Source organism: Winogradskyella jejuensis (genome assembly GCF_900129745.1).
GTDB classification, from domain to species: domain Bacteria; phylum Bacteroidota; class Bacteroidia; order Flavobacteriales; family Flavobacteriaceae; genus Winogradskyella; species Winogradskyella jejuensis.
Genome location: NZ_FQWS01000001.1, coordinates 1,023,139 through 1,038,626 on the forward strand (window position 1 = coordinate 1,023,139; position 15,488 = coordinate 1,038,626).

Below are 15,488 nucleotides of genomic sequence, written 5' to 3' on the forward strand. Positions count from 1 at the left end.
GAAAGAAGAGCTAAACAGAATAATTGAAATGTACTTTTTATGAATTTCATTGACTATGCCTATTAATTATTCATTGACGGGAAAGTAATAAAAAAACCCCACTTAAAAAGTGAGGTTTAAATTATATAAGAATGTTTGCTGCTTCTAATTCTGAAACATTTAGCTTACGCCTAATTATTTAATGCTTAGCTTTTTTAAAGCATTTGGCTTACCCCCTAATTGTTTAATGCTTCCGCACCTCCAACAATTTCTAAAATTTCGTTAGTAATTGCGGCTTGTCTTGCTTTGTTGTAAGTCAATTTAAGTTGGTCTCTTAACTCGGTTGCATTATCGGTTGCTTTATGCATGGCCGTCATACGAGCACCATGTTCTGAAGCGAATGAATCTCTAATGCCTTTATAAAGTTGTGTCTTTAAAGATTTTGGAATCAATGTTTCTACAATCTCTTCTTTTGAAGGTTCAAAAATGTAATCTAAATTAACATTCTCGTCTGCCTCAATAGGAACAATTGGCAAAAACTGCTCTGTCATAACAATCTGAGTCGCTGCATTTTTAAAGTGATTGTAAACGATTTCAATCTTATCAAATTCGCCTTCAACAAATTTATCCATCAACATTTCAGCTATTTCAGCAACATTATCAAAGGTTAAATCGTCAAAAACTTCACTTTTGTTAGCAATAACTCTATTTTGCTTTTGAAAAGCGTCATTGGCTTTCTTTCCTATAGCTAATACGGATGCGTTCTTGTCTCCATATACATCATTAATTAAAGCATTCGTTTGCTTGATAATGTTAGAGTTAAAGGCACCACACAATCCTCTATTAGAGGTAATAGCAACAATCAATACATTTTTAACTTCTCTTTGAACTGAATATTTACTTCCAGAATCTGCATCTAATGTTGCGCTTAATCCCTGTAGTAATTCTGTTAACTTATTAGAGTAAGGACGCATAGCAGTAATTGCATCTTGGGCCTTTTTTAACTTTGCAGCAGATACCATTTTCATGGCACTAGTAATCTGCATCGTTGAAGACACGGACGATATTCTGTTACGTATTTCTTTTAAGTTTGCCATTCTTTAATTTATAAAGACTCTCAACCTAGACTAAGAGTGACATTAATTTAATAATTAAGCTCTGTACTTCCCTGAAAGGTCTTTTGCTACGTTAGTTAACGTATCAATAACCTCATCAGTTAACTTCCCTGCTTTTAGCGTATCTAAAGTATCTCTATGCTTTGCGTTTAGGAATTCGATATAATCTCTTTCGAATTCTTTTACTTTCTCCACAGGAACATCTCTTAATAAGTTTTTAGAACCTGCATAAATAATTGCGACCTGATTTTCAACTGTGAATGGGTCGTTTTGAGCTTGCTTCAAGATTTCTACATTGCGCTTACCTTTTTCGATAACGTTTAATGTAGATGCATCTAAATCAGAACCAAACTTAGCAAACGCTTCTAATTCACGGAACTGAGCTTGGTCTAACTTTAATGTACCCGATACTTTCTTCATAGATTTTATCTGTGCATTACCACCAACACGAGATACAGAAATACCAACGTTAATTGCTGGACGTACACCAGAGTTGAATAAATCTCCATCTAGGAAGATTTGACCATCTGTAATCGAAATTACGTTAGTTGGGATGTATGCAGATACATCACCAGCCTGAGTTTCGATAATTGGTAATGCCGTTAAAGAACCACCACCTTTTACCATTGGCTTAAGCACATCTGGTAAATCATTCATTTCTTGAGCAATAGCATCGTCATTAATGATTTTCGCAGAACGCTCTAATAATCTTGAGTGTAAATAGAAAACGTCACCTGGATATGCCTCACGTCCTGGAGGACGACGTAATAATAAAGACACCTCACGGTATGCTACCGCTTGCTTAGATAAATCATCGTAAATAATTAATGCTGGACGACCAGTATCACGAAAATATTCTCCGATAGATGCTCCAGTCATTGGTGCATATACCTGCATTGCTGCTGGATCAGAAGCGTTAGCCGCAACAATAGTTGTATAAGCTAAAGCACCTCTTTCTTCTAAAGTTTTTGCTATGTTTGCAACTGTTGACGCTTTTTGTCCAACGGCAACATATATACAGTATACAGGCTCACCTGCATCGTAAAATTCTTTCTGATTTAAGATGGTATCGATACAAACCGTAGTCTTACCAGTCTGACGGTCTCCAATTACCAACTCACGCTGACCACGACCAACAGGAATCATAGCATCAATTGCCTTAATACCAGTTTGCATTGGTTCAGTTACCGGCTCTCTATAGATAACACCAGGAGCTTTACGCTCTAGTGGCATCTCATAAGTTTCACCAGAGATAGGTCCTTTACCATCGATTGGGTTACCTAATGTATCTACAACACGACCAACAATACCTTCTCCTACTTTTACAGAAGCAATACGAGATGTACGCTTTACCGTTGAACCTTCTTTAACGCCTGTAGAAGCACCTAATAGTACAATACCTACGTTATCTTCTTCTAGGTTAAGTACAATTCCTTCTGCACCACCGTCGAATTCTACTAATTCGCCATACTCAGCGTTAGCTAATCCGTAAGCACGTACAATACCATCACCTACAGTTAATACTGTTCCTACTTCGTCTAATGAAGCACCCGCTTCAAAACCTGAAAGTTGTTGTTTTAAGATTGCTGATATCTCAGCTGGTTTTACTTCTGCCATTTTCATTATTATTTTGCTGCAACGTCGCTTCGAGAGCCTCAGCGACCAGCTATTCTTAATTTAATGTAAATTCTCTTTTTAATTTATCGAGTTTGTTAGCGATACTCGCATTGTACTGAATATCTCCTACTCTTAATATGAAACCACCTAAAATGCTTTCATCTATAATATTTTCTACTTCTGCTTCTTTTCCTGTAAGCTCTTTAACTTTAGCTAACACTTTTGCTTTAAGCTCATCTGTTAAAGCTACTGCTGTTGTAACAGTTGCCACTTGACTGCCTCTTAACTGGTCGTATAACTGAGTATAACTAAGTGCTACGTCATTTAATAAGGCCAATCTTTTGTTAGAAATTAAGGTGTCTATAGCGTTTGTTGTATTGGTACTTACATTTGAAAATACTGAAGACAATACCGCTTTTTTTTCTGATGATCTTACAACAGGACTTTGAAGCATCTGATTTAACTCACTGCTTTGAGCAATAGCATTAACGATAGATTTCATATCGTTGTTAACTGCTTCTTCTGCTTTCTGATCTTGTGCTAAGCTTAAAACGGCTTTGGCATATCTTATGGCTGCTCTTGATCCTGACATTTATCTTAGTTTAAAGTTGCTTCACCTAGCATTTCTTCAACCAACTCTAATTGATTGTTCTTACTAGATAATTCTTTGCGCACTACTTTTTCAGCGATATCGATAGATAAACCAGCAACATGAGATTTTAACTCTGCCATTGCTGCTTTCTTTTCGCTATCTATTGCGGCTTGAGCTTGCTCAATCATTTTTCTTGCTTGTGCTTGTGCTTCCTCTTCTGCATCTGCAATCATCTTAGCTTTAAGCTCACGTGCTTCTTTAAGCATTGTTTCTCTTTCTAAACGTGCTTCTTGTAATAACTTTTGGTTATCTGCTTGAAGATTTTCCATCTCCTTCTTTGCGTTTTCAGCTGCGTCTAAAGCCCCTTGAATACCTTCTTCTCTTTCGTTTAACGAATTAAGAATTGGCTTCCATGCAAACTTTACCATAAGCGCTATTAAAGCCAACAACAATATAGTTGACACTACAAATAAGCCCGGTGAAAAGTCGTTTAATAATTTATCCATTTTAATAAATACTTAAATAGTTGTCTTTGTTTAATGTTTTAAAACACGTCCTGCAACCAACCGTTGCAGGAACGTATTTTGAGTTTGTTTGGTTCTTATTTTCCTAAGAATAAAGCACCAAATGCTAAACCTTCTAAAAGTGCTGCAATGATAATCATCGCTGTTTGGATTTTTCCTGTTGCTTCTGGCTGACGAGCAATACCTTCCATTGCTTTTCCACCGATTTGACCAAGACCAATACCTGCTCCGATTACGATTAAACCTGCTCCAATTAAATTGTACATAATAATTGATTTATATATTAAACAAATGTATTAATGATGCTCATGCTCCGCTACTGCCATGCCTATAAATAATGCAGAAAGCATTGTAAAAATATAAGCCTGTAAGAACGCTACAAGAACCTCAATTAATGTTATAAAAAATGATAATACAAATGACAATCCTGTTGCTCCTACAACTCCTAACGAATCTTTAAGAGTAAACATGATTGCTATTAAGCTCATCACTACGATATGTCCTGCTGAAATGTTTGCGAATAAACGCACTAATAACGAAAACGGTTTAATTAACAATGCGCCTGCTAATTCGATTACCGCCAACACTGGTCTAATTAAAACTGGTACTCCTGGCATCCATAAGATATGCATCCAATAGTCTTTGTTTCCGCTCGCTGTGTAAATTACCAATGTAAAAATGGCTAAACACGCTGTAACAGCCAACTGGCCTGTTACGTTAAACCCAAGAGGTGTTAAACCCGCTAAGTTTAATACCCATATAAAGAAGAATACTGTCAATAAATACCCTGTAAATCTTCTGTAATGCTTTTCTCCAATATTTGGTCTTGCAATCTCGTCTCTTACATAAAGCACTAACGGTTCTAAGACACGACCAAAACCTGTTGGGATTTGTTTTTTCTTATATTGTCTCGCTAGTTTAGAAAACCAAAACAACATTAATAATCCAATGATAAGAATTCCGAAAGCACTCTTAGTAATCGAGAAGTCTAACACTTTATGTCCGTTAGTGGCGTGATGGTCTTCGTCAAACTTTACTTCTGATGCATCTTTATCTAGCTCATAAATTTTAGAATGAATCTTAGCAAACTTTAAGCCGTCTTTTTCTACAATAACAGAACCGTCGTCATTGTGGTGAAACTCTGAAGACATAAATGTTACCAAACCTTCTGAAGTCCAAAGAATTACTGGCAACGGAAAACCTACGTGTTTACGCTCACCAGCATCATTAGTGTAAGAAAATAATGAGAAGTCATGAGAGTCTTGAATGTGATGTAGAATATATGCTTCCACCTCTTCCTTTGTATCTACCTGACCACCTTCTTTTTTAGTGTCGTTTGCAAAAATTGAAGTTGGTAAAACTACAAATAATACAAGGGCTAAAAATTTAAAACTTTGTTGAAATATCTTCATTGTTATAAAATCAAAAAAACCACTCTTTTCAAATTCGGTGCAAAAGTACGCTTTTTATTAAGAAAACAATGCGCTTTTTAGCTTAAAATTTTGGGTGCGTTTTCTTTAAGGATTTTAACTACAAAAATCACTTCTAAAACAAGAAAAATAACAAGTGAACTTAAAAGGCATAATCGCTCTGAAAAAGTAAAGTTTTCTAAGGAAAAAACAGCGTCTTGAAAACCTAAAAAAAACAATCCTCCTTTAATGAATAATGTAGGTAAATAAATATAACCCAATTGAGGTTTTAAGCTTTTAATAGTAGAAAATAACTGAAGATGAATGCAAATAAGCGCTGAAGCTGCTGCAAAAAACAAATTTGTATCCCAAAGATTAAATCGGACTAACGCCTCACTTTGCTCTACAACAGTAGTTTGTAAAAAGTAAACCGCAAAAAAAAGAGCAGCAAATGCTGCTGTATAAATTAAAATAGATTTAATCATCGTCTTTAGAAAGTTTTATAACCTGTGATATGACCAAATACATGGCTGCAAAAACAGAGAATAAAGTTATTGTGGTTTCCCAATAATCGGTGCCATACTTCCCATCTAGCCATTTTCCAAAATAGTTACCTAGAAAAATGGTGCCACCCATTTGAAAAGCTGTTCCTGTAAACCTTATAAATTTACTAGGCGCTTTGTCCTTTTGAGTCTTTGACTTTTTCTCCTCCATCGTTGGCTAAAGTTTTAACGGCTCCCATTGTACATGTAGCATTAAATGTAGCGCCTGGCTCAACCGCAAGCTTATTCACTTGGACTTCTCCGTCTATTTGGGCAGAAGACTTGAGCGATAATGTACCTTTAAGATGTAATTTTCCTGAAAACTTACCTTCAATATCAACATTTACAGCTACAAGTGTACCCACAACACTACCAGACTTACCGATAACTACTTTACCTTCGGTTTTAACATTACCTTCAATAGCACCATCTATTCTAAATGGGCCTTTACTTTCTATATCTCCAACAATTTTGGTACCGTGTGCAATAATATTTTGCTGACTGCTTGTATCCATGGCTGATTTCTGGTTTTTGTTTGAACGCATAAGTTCTGGGGGATTTATTCTGGGTTTATATACTCATTCAAATTTTTGTGACGCTGAATAATGGCGTAATTCGCAGAAGACGCAGTTATATACTTTCTTGTAATACCTTTTGTTCCTCTTTCTTTATAATCTTGAAGAGTTGGTCCAAAACCTAAAGCCGATGTAATGTATTTTAGACCATGCACAACAATAAAGGTAGTGTTTTCGTCATAAACATCTTTTGAAAGGCTAATGTTTGGATACGGTAAACGCTCCATTATTTTAGTAAGCTCTTCGGTGAATTTCTTGATTTCTTCTTTCTTTGCACTATCAAATTGATATATCACATGAAAAGAATTGCCATCATCTTCTGGCAAAAACTCTTTGTTAGACATAAGCGGTAGTGCATTATTCAAAATCTCTTGAGCACGTTTACCTTCTTCTGAATTTGGATACGTAAGCGCTACATAATTAACGGCTTCCTTGTAAGCTTCAAAGCCCTTTAAACGACCAATCGCAGATGCTTTTAGAATTTCGAATTTGGGAACATAGCCATCGCCTTCAAATCGTTTAATATTTTCTTCACTTTCAGAAATGACCTCTGCATAATCTTGGTTTTCGAACTTACGGTAAAGATTCTCGTAAACCGTTTCTGGATTGTTTTGGTCTTTTGCCAATTGCGAATTTGGATTTCGTAAAATCTCAGCGTATCGAGAGTCTGGATGTTCAGCTATGAGCCTGTTCTTTGCTATTTCATATTCATCCATTTGACCAAGCAACTCATAAATTTTCACCAAATTGTATTTAGAAGGAATAACTAATCGCTCTTCTGGATTGCTTATGAGCAGATTTTCTAATTTACTTTTTGCAAGCTCATATTCTTGAAATTTTTCTTTATAAATGAGTCCTAACTGATAATAAGCAAAGTTGCGGTCAGTGGAGATACTATCTACTTCAACTTTGTCTATAGGTAATTTTTTAATGTAATACTCTGGGTCGTATAATTCTAGTTGGGTTACGATTTCGTTTTCAGCACTTACACCCTCTTCTCCAGATTTTATAGAGTTTTGATTAGATGATAATCTCCAATTATCTTGAGCTTTACGATTTCCCCATAATTTAAAAAACTCTTCTCTACCGTATGCTGAAGTCGTTGGATTGTAAAAATAAAAGTCTGTGTTTCCTCCATTATTACCACCAGGTAATCCAGGTACGCTAGCGCGCTGAGAGCCAGCTATTCCAAAACCTCTATTCTTTGCTGCATTTGCTCTACTTGCTTCTTTGTCCGCTCTTTTTTTCTCAAATTCAGCCGCAATAGAATCTTGTACTTTTAACTCTTTGATATATTTGTTAAAGTAGGCTACCTGCTCTTCTTTAGGCAATTTCAATAAATCTAGAATGCTATCGTTGGCTCTGGCTATACCTTCATAATAAATAACATCTTCAAGATTTTTTCGTTTTTTAGCAACAACACGATAGGGCTTAGTTTTTTCTATCATATTGGTCAATGTACTATCGTAATAAGCACCTGCGGTTTTGTATTCAGTTCTATCAAAATACATATCGCCAAGTATGAGATAGTTTCTCGAAAAAAGAACCTTATCGCTGGTCAATTCTTTATTCTTGGCTATAGATTTGTTGTAATATACTTCTGAAAGACTATCTCTACCTTCAGACTGATGATATCTTGCAATACGATTGAAAATTTTATCTAAAAACGGTCTGTTCTCACGATTTTCTTCTAACTCGGTTAGATACTCTAAAAATTCTAGTTTGTTTCCTGTTTCTGCATCAAAATTATCAGACTTTGCTAAATGTGCATTAATGTAAAAAGCGCGAGGAATCTTACGGTGCATGTCAATAATTACATCAAAAGCCATATTAGCGCTATCCCTTTTACCAAACTCATTGTAAAGTTGCCCTCTTATAAAATTATAACGTGCTTTTTGAGCATTAATTTTTGTGGCTACAGCTGCTGTATCTAGATATTTTAATGCTGTATCTTTTTCTTTAATCGCAAGATATGCATCTGCTAAAACAGCTGTAATATCTGCTAAATCTTGGCCCTCTACTTCTTCTTGTTTTAAATGACGCTTTAAATTTTTGATGGTCAGCTCCGGACTACCGAGACGTAAATTTGTCTTCTCACGCCATACCTTAACCTGATTAATTTTGTCACTTGTCGGATATTTATTCAAGATATTATTAAATGCTGCTAATGCAGGCACAAAACGCTGGTCGTAATATCTGGATTTACCTAGAAGCAGGTACGCTTCATCAATTTGCGGGTTTTTCTCTTTCCCGCCAATCGTCATACTATGTTTCTGAATAGCTTTAGCGGCTTTTTCTTCAGCACGCTCAAAGTCTGAGTTTTGAGCTTCGTTTCCTAATCTTACCTCATCTGTTTTAGCCTCGAAACGCTCGATAGGAAGTAACTCCCAAAAGTTCTCTGTATAGGCATTATTTACAGTTTCAAGACCTTGCTGCAGTGCAATTTCTCCGTTGTAAAGAATATTATATTCCGTGCCAACAGAATGCCAAGCTCTATTAATAAAATTGTCCTTCTTTCTGGAGCAACTTTGGGCAACAATTGCTATTAAAAAGAGTGATATTGAAGCTTTTGTAAAGGTTTTCAAAAGATAGATTTTTAGTTAAAGCATAACGAAAAACTAGCGTTAATGTTATCTTAAGTGGTAAAAATAAACATCTTTTTGAATTTTAGGTAGAATTTGAAGTTGAATTGGGTGTGTTGATGGGTTTTTCTCGCTAAGGCACAAAGGCGCTAAGTTTCCAAGAAGTCAGAATTTTTCTTTTTTAGCGGAAGGCGATTCCGCATTTAGAACATTCAAAATCTAACTCTTCAACTTTACTAGAACATGCAGGGCATTCGTTGATAACGTCAACACTAATTGAAAAATTTTCTTCTTTAAAATGTTCTAACAATAGCGTACCTTCTTCTTCTTCAACAAACTCTACTATTTTTGTTCTAATTGGAGAAAAGAATACAAGCTTCGAAGCCTTCGCCCACAATAGTTGATGCGATTTTTCAGCCGAAGAGTAGACTAAAACTTTGTAATATTTTGTTATTCCAAATAGCTTGTTAAAAATTGAAGTACTTTCAAACTTATCTTGGATTTCAGATTTTTTTACGCCTACATAAGCTAAAAGATTTAAATCTTTTTGTTTGAAATTTGAATCTAAATCTGCTTGATTTACTTTAGGGTTTAAAATGAAAAGCGTTGTGAGGATTCTGCCTGCGACTAGAGAAAAAATTCCAATTAAAAGTATAATGAAAGTAATCTCAAAACTCATATAAATCTTACGATTATACCAACCTACTCTTCCTCTTCAGAAACTGAAACTGCACTTTTTGCGAAGTGTGCTTCGAGTTCTTTTAGGGTAGTAGGGTTTGTTTCTAAGTCTTTAACGACTTCGCCTTTTTCTAATACCACAATACGCTCGCAAACGTCTGTGACATGCATCAAATCGTGACTTGACACTAAAACGGTAACGCCTTGTTTTTCAGCTAAATCTTTGAGGATTTGCTTTAAACGAATTTGTGTTGTTGGGTCTAAGTTTGCAAAAGGTTCATCTAAAATAATAACTTCAGGATTACCGATTAGGGCAGCAACAATCCCAGCTTTCTTTTGGTTACCCTTACTTAGGTCTCGTAAGTACTTCTTCTTTCCAATAATTTCACCATTAAAGAAATCTTCGAACTTAGCGGTTAGTCTATCTACATCTGCTTTGTTTTGACCTCTTAAATCGCCGATGAAATAGAAATATTCTTCAGGTGTTAAGTAGCCAATCAAAAACGTTTCGTCAATAAAAGCCGAGGTAAATGGTTTCCAATCTTCGCTTTTCGAAACCACCACGCTATTATTAGTAATTGTGCCTGTTGACGGATTAATTAAATCTAAAAGTAAGCTGAAATAGGTGGTTTTACCGGCACCGTTGTTCCCTACAAGTCCAAAACTTTGGCCCTTTGGAATTTCTAATTCGTCTATTTTTAGAACTTGAACGCCGTTGTATGATTTTGAAATGTCTTTAGTATATATCATGGTTGTGTAGTATTAAGAGTCTTTGCCAAATGCAGCAATCATTTTGTATTTAGAATCGAGATATTTTTGTGTGATACCTTTCATTAATGGTTTGTGTAGTAGAATTCCTAAACCTCCTGCCAGGACGAGTACAGCTACTGCAACTTCGAACCCGATTAGCCAATCTAACAGTCCAAAAATGGCCATAGGCACCAGCATTAAAGGAATACCAATAAGCCATTGCACGGCTCCAGTCCCTTGATAGTTAAATGCTGCTTTTTTATCTAAATCTATCTTTTTACGATTAAAACTTCCGCCCCACATAATGACGTGCGTATTAACACCGATATTATAAACTGCAGCGGCTGCATGGGCAATTAAAATTTTATAGCCAAAGTATACATAAGGAATTCCTAAAACGAACATTACTACCACGCTCATAGTCATAAGAATCCATTTAGAACGCAAATACTGTTCGTATTTAATATTCTGACTCATCAGCATTTTGTAGTAGCCACTATCCCAAGCTGGAATAAATTGTCCAAAATTAATTAGGAAAAATCCTGTAGAGAAAATTCCGATAAATGCGAACATAAACGTCATGTCTCTGTAGATAGGCTGTGGATAAAAAAACAAGCCATAAAGCAAGCCTATTACCATTAAAAATGCCATAGATTTAGTGCGTTTGTTACGCCAAATTAACTTTAAATCTAATTGCATAAATGGTGCAATATCTCCGAAACGTTTGGTCCACGATAAGTCTGATGCATTTACCTCTTTTACTTTAGATTGTAACGATGCATCCAAATATAACTTCTGCTTAAGTAATTTATAATTTAAAGTATAAAGCACAATTAAAATTGTGATAGGAACTAAAATAAAAATTGGGTTTTGTGTAATTGCTATAACACCATTACCTACAATTTCAGTAAAAGAAATAATACCAAAATAATCTAAACCATATAATCCCCCAGCAGTAATTAGAAGTGGTAAAAGCGGCACAGTTAACTCTGCTGAATATGCTTCAATTATAAAGTTCAAAAAATTTGAAATGAATGTTATAACAATAACTGTAAATACCCATAGGAGTATCGCTGTAGTGTCGTATCCGTTTATTGACAAGCATATAGCAAATGGCACAGCAAGGAATAGGGGTAAAATATTAAAAAAAGAAAAAGCCGATTTTCCTAAAACAAAATTAACGATTGTACTACGCTTAACGGGTAGTGTTAATAATGGCTTGACACTCATCACAGGTAATTTTTGCATAAAAAAACGAAGTAATAAATCAACCAGAAACCAATAAAACATGTATTTACTTACTATTATAAATGGGTCTTGATTAGGGTATACTTCTTTTAAACCATAGTAAAGACCTATTCCTCCTACTATAAAAATTGCCATGAGATATAAAGCAAAGAATACAAGAAGAATATTTAGTGCAATGTTTTTTTGCCAATACGAAGACCGGAAATATTGTTTCCACTCTAAGCTTAAAAAGTGTTTTATCATAGTTTGGTTAGGTTGTCTGTTGGTGTTAGTAGCAAGATACTAACTTTTGTTACACAATAAATTCTGGATAGGTTTCTTTTAACAAATCTTCTGCTTTATTTGGTATAAGTTCAAAACTTATATAACTCACTAAAATTAAGACCGTAAATAAAGTACAAGCTACGAGGAGTAAATACGTATTGGTTAATGCTCCGTTAGAAAGGTGAACTGTAGAGTACATTTGAGACAATAAAACAAGTCCTGTTGCACTGGCTTGCCTAAATATAATTTCTTCTAGTAGCCATTTTTTACCCGAAATGTCTTGTCTCTTTTTGTAATAACGGTTGAGTTTAAACGCCTTATAACCACTGTAAGTTGCAGCTAAGACATATAGTATTATAGAAAATGCCTCTGCATATTCTGATGAAAAGGTGATGTATAAAATAAAAAAGATGCTTATAGTAATTACTATTTGCGGTATTCGAAACCATTGTTTTAGCTCTTGCCAGAGGTATTTTCTATAACGTTTACCCATAGCCTTTTGCTTCTGTTCTATAGGCTCCATAAAACCAAAAATGCCAAACTTTTTAAACGCCTTATCTCTTGCGTCTTCAAAAGAAAGATTTGGATTCTCCGTCCACATATTTTCAATATCGTTTGCCAAATGGTCTACGAGCTCGGTTTGTAAATCGTAATGCTCAACAAAATGTTTTCTAGTAAAAGCGTAAAGATCTTGTATTTGGGGGTTGTTAAGTTTCATTAATTTACACTTTTCATTATGAGTACTTTTTTAAGAGCATATTTATAAACTCTATATCCTGCAAACATAACTATTAGGTATAAAGTTAAAATTATAGGTAGCCATATAGACAATTGCGTTTTTGGAATGAGTTGTATTGGTAAATTGGTTATGAATATTCCAAAAGAAAAATAAAAAAATCCATAGTCCATATTTACAGACCTACCTAGTTTTTTTAACCATGATTTTATAAATTCATAAGTCATTATTACAAATGGTAAAAACAACACAACAAAAAACAATGGTTTTAATACTTTAGGAAATGACTGTGCAATCCAATTAATCCCTAAATAAAAAAGAATAAAGAAAATTAAATTCACAGGATTCTTGATTACTGATATTATTTCTTTTGAATGTTTTTTTCTGTAAATCTTATTTGTAGATTTCCAACTTTGAGAGTTAACAGCTTTAAGATTATTGTGCCAATTTGCGTTGATAAGGCTTTGCTTAAAAAGTGTCTCAAAATCTGCTGAACCTTCATATGACTCGACATCCGATACTAAATGATCTACCATCTCGAGACGTACATCCCAATATTTTATACCTCCTTCTTTTAAATAATTATCAATACGCTGTATTTCTTCCTTAGTTACTTTCATTTTATGCCAGTTTAGGATTTACCAATGCTTGCATCGTTTTAATATACTCGGCTAGTTCTTCCAACTTGTTTACCGTTTCTTTGGTGCCGTTTTCTGTAAGTTTGTAATACTTGCGCAAGCGGTTATCGACTTTAGCAACCTCTACATCTAGTAAGCCTTCGGCCTCAAGTTTGTGCAATGCTGGATACAATGCGCCTTCAGTAATATTAAGTTCGCCTTTAGTCAATGCCTTTACCTTTTGGGTAATTTCGTAACCGTACATTCTGTCGTTTTCGTTTAATAACTTCAGAATAATCGTGGTTAAACTACCTTTATATAATTTTGAATTACTCATAAAACAAATATACATAATTTTCTTATGTATAAGTTTCTTAGGTATTCATTTTTTAAGAAAATTTTAAAATCTACATCCTTTGAATGTCCTTAGTTTAAGTGATGTATTATGTATCTTCGCCAAAAACTTTTGCTATGGCACAATTTCATACCCTTTCTATAAAATCTATTGACCGTGTTACTGAAAAATCAGTAGCCATTACTTTTGATATTCCTGAAAACTTAGAGGAAAATTTTAAGTTCAAAGCTGGGCAGTACATTACTTTAAAAACCGAAATCAATGGCGAAGATATTCGTCGCGATTACTCTATTTGCTCTTCGGTAAGTAGTGGTAATTTAACGGTAGCAGTAAAAGCTGTTGAAAACGGAACATTCTCGGTTTATACTAATGAAAAACTAAATGCAGGAGACGTTTTAGAGGTCGCCGAACCCAATGGTCGCTTTGTTTTTGAAGCTAACGATGCCAAAACAAGAACTGTTGCTGCATTTGCTGCTGGTAGTGGAATAACACCAATTTTAAGTATCGCTAAAACCTTATTGGAAGACGAGCCTTTTAGTAATTTTATTTTAGTTTACGGAAACAAACGTCTCAAGGATGCTATGTTTGCGAAGGACTTGTTAGAATTAACGCAAACCTTTGGCAATCGTTTTCATGTGCACTTTATTTACAGTCAAGCTCAAGAAGAAGATGCACTTTTTGGACGTATCGAAAAAAGTACTGTAAATCTCATTGTAAAAAACAAGTACAAAGGTGTTACCATAGACAGCTTCTATTTATGTGGGCCAGAAGCCATGATTCATGTTGTAAAAGATGTGCTTCTAGAAAACAATATTAAAGAAAAGCAGATTTTCTTTGAATTATTTACGGCGCCAACAGAAACTGAAGCCGATACTTCTACTGAGATTGGAAACGGAAAAACACAACTTAAAGTTATCGTTGATGATGAAGAGTTTGAGTTTGAAATGAACCAAGACACCACAATTCTTGATGCAGCTCTAAAACAAGATGTGGATGCACCATACTCTTGCCAAGGTGGCATCTGCAGTAGCTGTATTGCAAGAATTACTGAAGGTGAAGCTACTATGCGACAAAACAATATCTTAACGGATAACGAAGTTGCCGAAGGTTTAATTCTCACTTGCCAGGCGCATCCTACAACACCGAAGGTAGTTGTGGATTATGATGATGTGTAAGAACCTATCTCTTAATCTCTTCCAAAAGGAAGAGAAACACTGTTTCGATTGGAGATTTATTTAAACATATTTGTTACTGAGCTAAGTCAAAGTGGCAATCAATAAGTTTATTTCTTTTCTTAAATTGAACAAAAATCATTGAATGAAAGTTAAGATTCTGTATTGTTTTGTTTATCTAATAATAGTTGCGCTATTTACAAGCTGTAACAAGCAAAAGGCAAATCCTATTGCGACAGTTAACAACTATTTTGAAGCTCGAACTCAAGGAAATTTTAATGCGCTTAAAAAACAAGTAAGCGACAGTATTACTTTAATTTCCGGTGATTTTATAATGCCATATAGCCGAGAAAGTCTTTACCAGCAATATAAATGGGATTCTGTTTTTCAATCAAAATACAATATTTTAAAAGCAGTCGAAACAAATGAAAAAGTTATTGCCACTGTATCACAAAATTGTATCCGGAATGCCTTTTTAGAAAATAATCCTTTGGTATACCAGCTTGAAATTTCATTCAAAAATGGTAAGATTGAAAAAATTAAAGACTTAGATTATATTGATGTTAATTGGAATATCTGGACATCAAAAAAAGATAGTCTAGTAAATTGGGTTGCCAAAAATCATCCAAAACTTGATGGTTTTGTAAATGATATGAGCATGATGGGTGCCATAAACTACGTTAAAGCTATTGAACTATACCAGAAGAAGAATTAATAGCTTTCTAATAATTTG

The 15,488-nt window shown here is 34.6% G+C and carries 18 protein-coding genes; 2 read left to right on the forward strand and 16 right to left on the reverse strand.

Translation table 11 applies throughout. The features are described 5' to 3' along the window. Window positions 1-215: 215 nt before the first annotated feature. The 16 genes from atpG to BUB95_RS04805 all read right to left on the reverse strand — a co-directional run bounded on the left by atpG (window position 216) and on the right by BUB95_RS04805 (window position 13,565). A complete protein-coding gene (atpG, locus tag BUB95_RS04730; RefSeq protein WP_073083731.1) occupies window positions 216-1,076 on the reverse strand; it encodes an ATP synthase F1 subunit gamma in 861 nt (286 codons plus the stop codon). 54 nt (window positions 1,077-1,130) lie between these two features. Beyond that, on the reverse strand, window positions 1,131-2,711 hold the full coding sequence (gene atpA / locus BUB95_RS04735; protein WP_073085082.1) for a F0F1 ATP synthase subunit alpha: 1,581 nt from the start codon (window positions 2,709-2,711) through the stop codon (window positions 1,131-1,133). Between the two features lie 55 nt (window positions 2,712-2,766). Beyond that, window positions 2,767-3,303 carry an ATP synthase F1 subunit delta gene (atpH, locus tag BUB95_RS04740; protein ID WP_073083734.1) on the reverse strand — a complete coding sequence of 179 codons (537 nt, stop codon included), beginning with the start codon at window positions 3,301-3,303 and terminating at the stop codon, window positions 2,767-2,769. 5 nt (window positions 3,304-3,308) lie between these two features. After that, window positions 3,309-3,809: a F0F1 ATP synthase subunit B gene (locus BUB95_RS04745; protein ID WP_073083737.1), complete on the reverse strand. Its 501-nt coding sequence runs from the start codon at window positions 3,807-3,809 to the stop codon at window positions 3,309-3,311. Window positions 3,810-3,904: 95 nt separating this feature from the next. Beyond that, window positions 3,905-4,093, reverse strand: a complete 189-nt coding sequence (gene atpE / locus BUB95_RS04750) for an ATP synthase F0 subunit C (RefSeq protein WP_013993139.1) — start codon at window positions 4,091-4,093, stop codon at window positions 3,905-3,907. Window positions 4,094-4,123: 30 nt separating this feature from the next. Then, window positions 4,124-5,239 carry a F0F1 ATP synthase subunit A gene (gene atpB, locus BUB95_RS04755; RefSeq protein WP_073083739.1) on the reverse strand — a complete coding sequence of 372 codons (1,116 nt, stop codon included), beginning with the start codon at window positions 5,237-5,239 and terminating at the stop codon, window positions 4,124-4,126. Between the two features lie 77 nt (window positions 5,240-5,316). Continuing rightward, window positions 5,317-5,721 (reverse strand): DUF6168 family protein, encoded by a 405-nt coding sequence (locus BUB95_RS04760; protein ID WP_073083742.1) that lies wholly within the window; start codon window positions 5,719-5,721, stop codon window positions 5,317-5,319. Then, a complete protein-coding gene (locus BUB95_RS04765) occupies window positions 5,714-5,950 on the reverse strand; it encodes an AtpZ/AtpI family protein (protein WP_073083745.1) in 237 nt (78 codons plus the stop codon). The genes BUB95_RS04760 and BUB95_RS04765 overlap by 8 nt, the downstream gene beginning before the upstream one ends. Then, window positions 5,907-6,323, reverse strand: coding sequence for a bactofilin family protein (locus tag BUB95_RS04770; protein ID WP_073083747.1), 417 nt, complete (start codon window positions 6,321-6,323; stop codon window positions 5,907-5,909). The genes BUB95_RS04765 and BUB95_RS04770 overlap by 44 nt, the downstream gene beginning before the upstream one ends. A 14-nt stretch (window positions 6,324-6,337) precedes the next feature. Next, complete coding sequence (porW, locus tag BUB95_RS04775) at window positions 6,338-8,938, reverse strand: type IX secretion system periplasmic lipoprotein PorW/SprE (RefSeq protein ID WP_073083750.1); 2,601 nt, start codon at window positions 8,936-8,938, stop codon at window positions 6,338-6,340. A 178-nt stretch (window positions 8,939-9,116) separates the two neighbouring features. Then, the gene (locus tag BUB95_RS04780) at window positions 9,117-9,614 is read right to left on the reverse strand and encodes a hypothetical protein (RefSeq protein ID WP_073083751.1); all 498 of its coding nucleotides are present in this window, start codon (window positions 9,612-9,614) and stop codon (window positions 9,117-9,119) included. Between the two features lie 23 nt (window positions 9,615-9,637). Next, on the reverse strand, window positions 9,638-10,363 hold the full coding sequence (locus BUB95_RS04785; protein ID WP_073083754.1) for an ABC transporter ATP-binding protein: 726 nt from the start codon (window positions 10,361-10,363) through the stop codon (window positions 9,638-9,640). 12 nt (window positions 10,364-10,375) lie between these two features. Beyond that, window positions 10,376-11,854, reverse strand: a complete 1,479-nt coding sequence (locus BUB95_RS04790; protein WP_073083756.1) for a DUF5687 family protein — start codon at window positions 11,852-11,854, stop codon at window positions 10,376-10,378. A gap of 49 nt (window positions 11,855-11,903) precedes the next feature. Continuing rightward, entirely contained in the window at window positions 11,904-12,593 is a 690-nt protein-coding gene (locus BUB95_RS04795; RefSeq protein ID WP_073083758.1) for a hypothetical protein, read from the reverse strand. Beyond that, entirely contained in the window at window positions 12,593-13,231 is a 639-nt protein-coding gene (locus BUB95_RS04800; RefSeq protein WP_073083761.1) for a hypothetical protein, read from the reverse strand. The genes BUB95_RS04795 and BUB95_RS04800 overlap by 1 nt, the downstream gene beginning before the upstream one ends. Window position 13,232: 1 nt before the next feature. Beyond that, a complete protein-coding gene (locus BUB95_RS04805; RefSeq protein ID WP_073083763.1) occupies window positions 13,233-13,565 on the reverse strand; it encodes a PadR family transcriptional regulator in 333 nt (110 codons plus the stop codon). A gap of 134 nt (window positions 13,566-13,699) precedes the next feature. On the opposite strand from BUB95_RS04805, the gene BUB95_RS04810 reads away from it, so the two are divergent. Further along, window positions 13,700-14,758, forward strand: a complete 1,059-nt coding sequence (locus BUB95_RS04810) for a ferredoxin--NADP reductase (RefSeq protein WP_073085084.1) — start codon at window positions 13,700-13,702, stop codon at window positions 14,756-14,758. 142 nt (window positions 14,759-14,900) lie between these two features. Continuing rightward, entirely contained in the window at window positions 14,901-15,470 is a 570-nt protein-coding gene (locus tag BUB95_RS04815; protein ID WP_073083765.1) for a hypothetical protein, read from the forward strand. Window positions 15,471-15,488 lie beyond the last annotated feature (18 nt).

Coding starts and splice junctions, on each gene's coding strand:
- BUB95_RS04765 (WP_073083745.1), bottom strand. CDS start 5,950: ATGGAGGAGAAAAAGTCAAAGACTCAAAAGGACAAAGCGCCTAGTAAA.
- atpH (WP_073083734.1), bottom strand. CDS start 3,303: ATGTCAGGATCAAGAGCAGCCATAAGATATGCCAAAGCCGTTTTAAGC.
- atpB (WP_073083739.1), bottom strand. CDS start 5,239: ATGAAGATATTTCAACAAAGTTTTAAATTTTTAGCCCTTGTATTATTT.
- BUB95_RS04790 (WP_073083756.1), bottom strand. CDS start 11,854: ATGATAAAACACTTTTTAAGCTTAGAGTGGAAACAATATTTCCGGTCT.
- atpE (WP_013993139.1), bottom strand. CDS start 4,093: ATGTACAATTTAATTGGAGCAGGTTTAATCGTAATCGGAGCAGGTATT.
- atpA (WP_073085082.1), bottom strand. CDS start 2,711: ATGGCAGAAGTAAAACCAGCTGAGATATCAGCAATCTTAAAACAACAA.
- BUB95_RS04810 (WP_073085084.1), top strand. CDS start 13,700: ATGGCACAATTTCATACCCTTTCTATAAAATCTATTGACCGTGTTACT.
- BUB95_RS04805 (WP_073083763.1), bottom strand. CDS start 13,565: ATGAGTAATTCAAAATTATATAAAGGTAGTTTAACCACGATTATTCTG.
- BUB95_RS04800 (WP_073083761.1), bottom strand. CDS start 13,231: ATGAAAGTAACTAAGGAAGAAATACAGCGTATTGATAATTATTTAAAA.
- BUB95_RS04785 (WP_073083754.1), bottom strand. CDS start 10,363: ATGATATATACTAAAGACATTTCAAAATCATACAACGGCGTTCAAGTT.
- BUB95_RS04770 (WP_073083747.1), bottom strand. CDS start 6,323: ATGCGTTCAAACAAAAACCAGAAATCAGCCATGGATACAAGCAGTCAG.
- BUB95_RS04780 (WP_073083751.1), bottom strand. CDS start 9,614: ATGAGTTTTGAGATTACTTTCATTATACTTTTAATTGGAATTTTTTCT.
- BUB95_RS04745 (WP_073083737.1), bottom strand. CDS start 3,809: ATGGATAAATTATTAAACGACTTTTCACCGGGCTTATTTGTAGTGTCA.
- BUB95_RS04795 (WP_073083758.1), bottom strand. CDS start 12,593: ATGAAACTTAACAACCCCCAAATACAAGATCTTTACGCTTTTACTAGA.
- atpG (WP_073083731.1), bottom strand. CDS start 1,076: ATGGCAAACTTAAAAGAAATACGTAACAGAATATCGTCCGTGTCTTCA.
- BUB95_RS04815 (WP_073083765.1), top strand. CDS start 14,901: ATGAAAGTTAAGATTCTGTATTGTTTTGTTTATCTAATAATAGTTGCG.
- BUB95_RS04760 (WP_073083742.1), bottom strand. CDS start 5,721: ATGATTAAATCTATTTTAATTTATACAGCAGCATTTGCTGCTCTTTTT.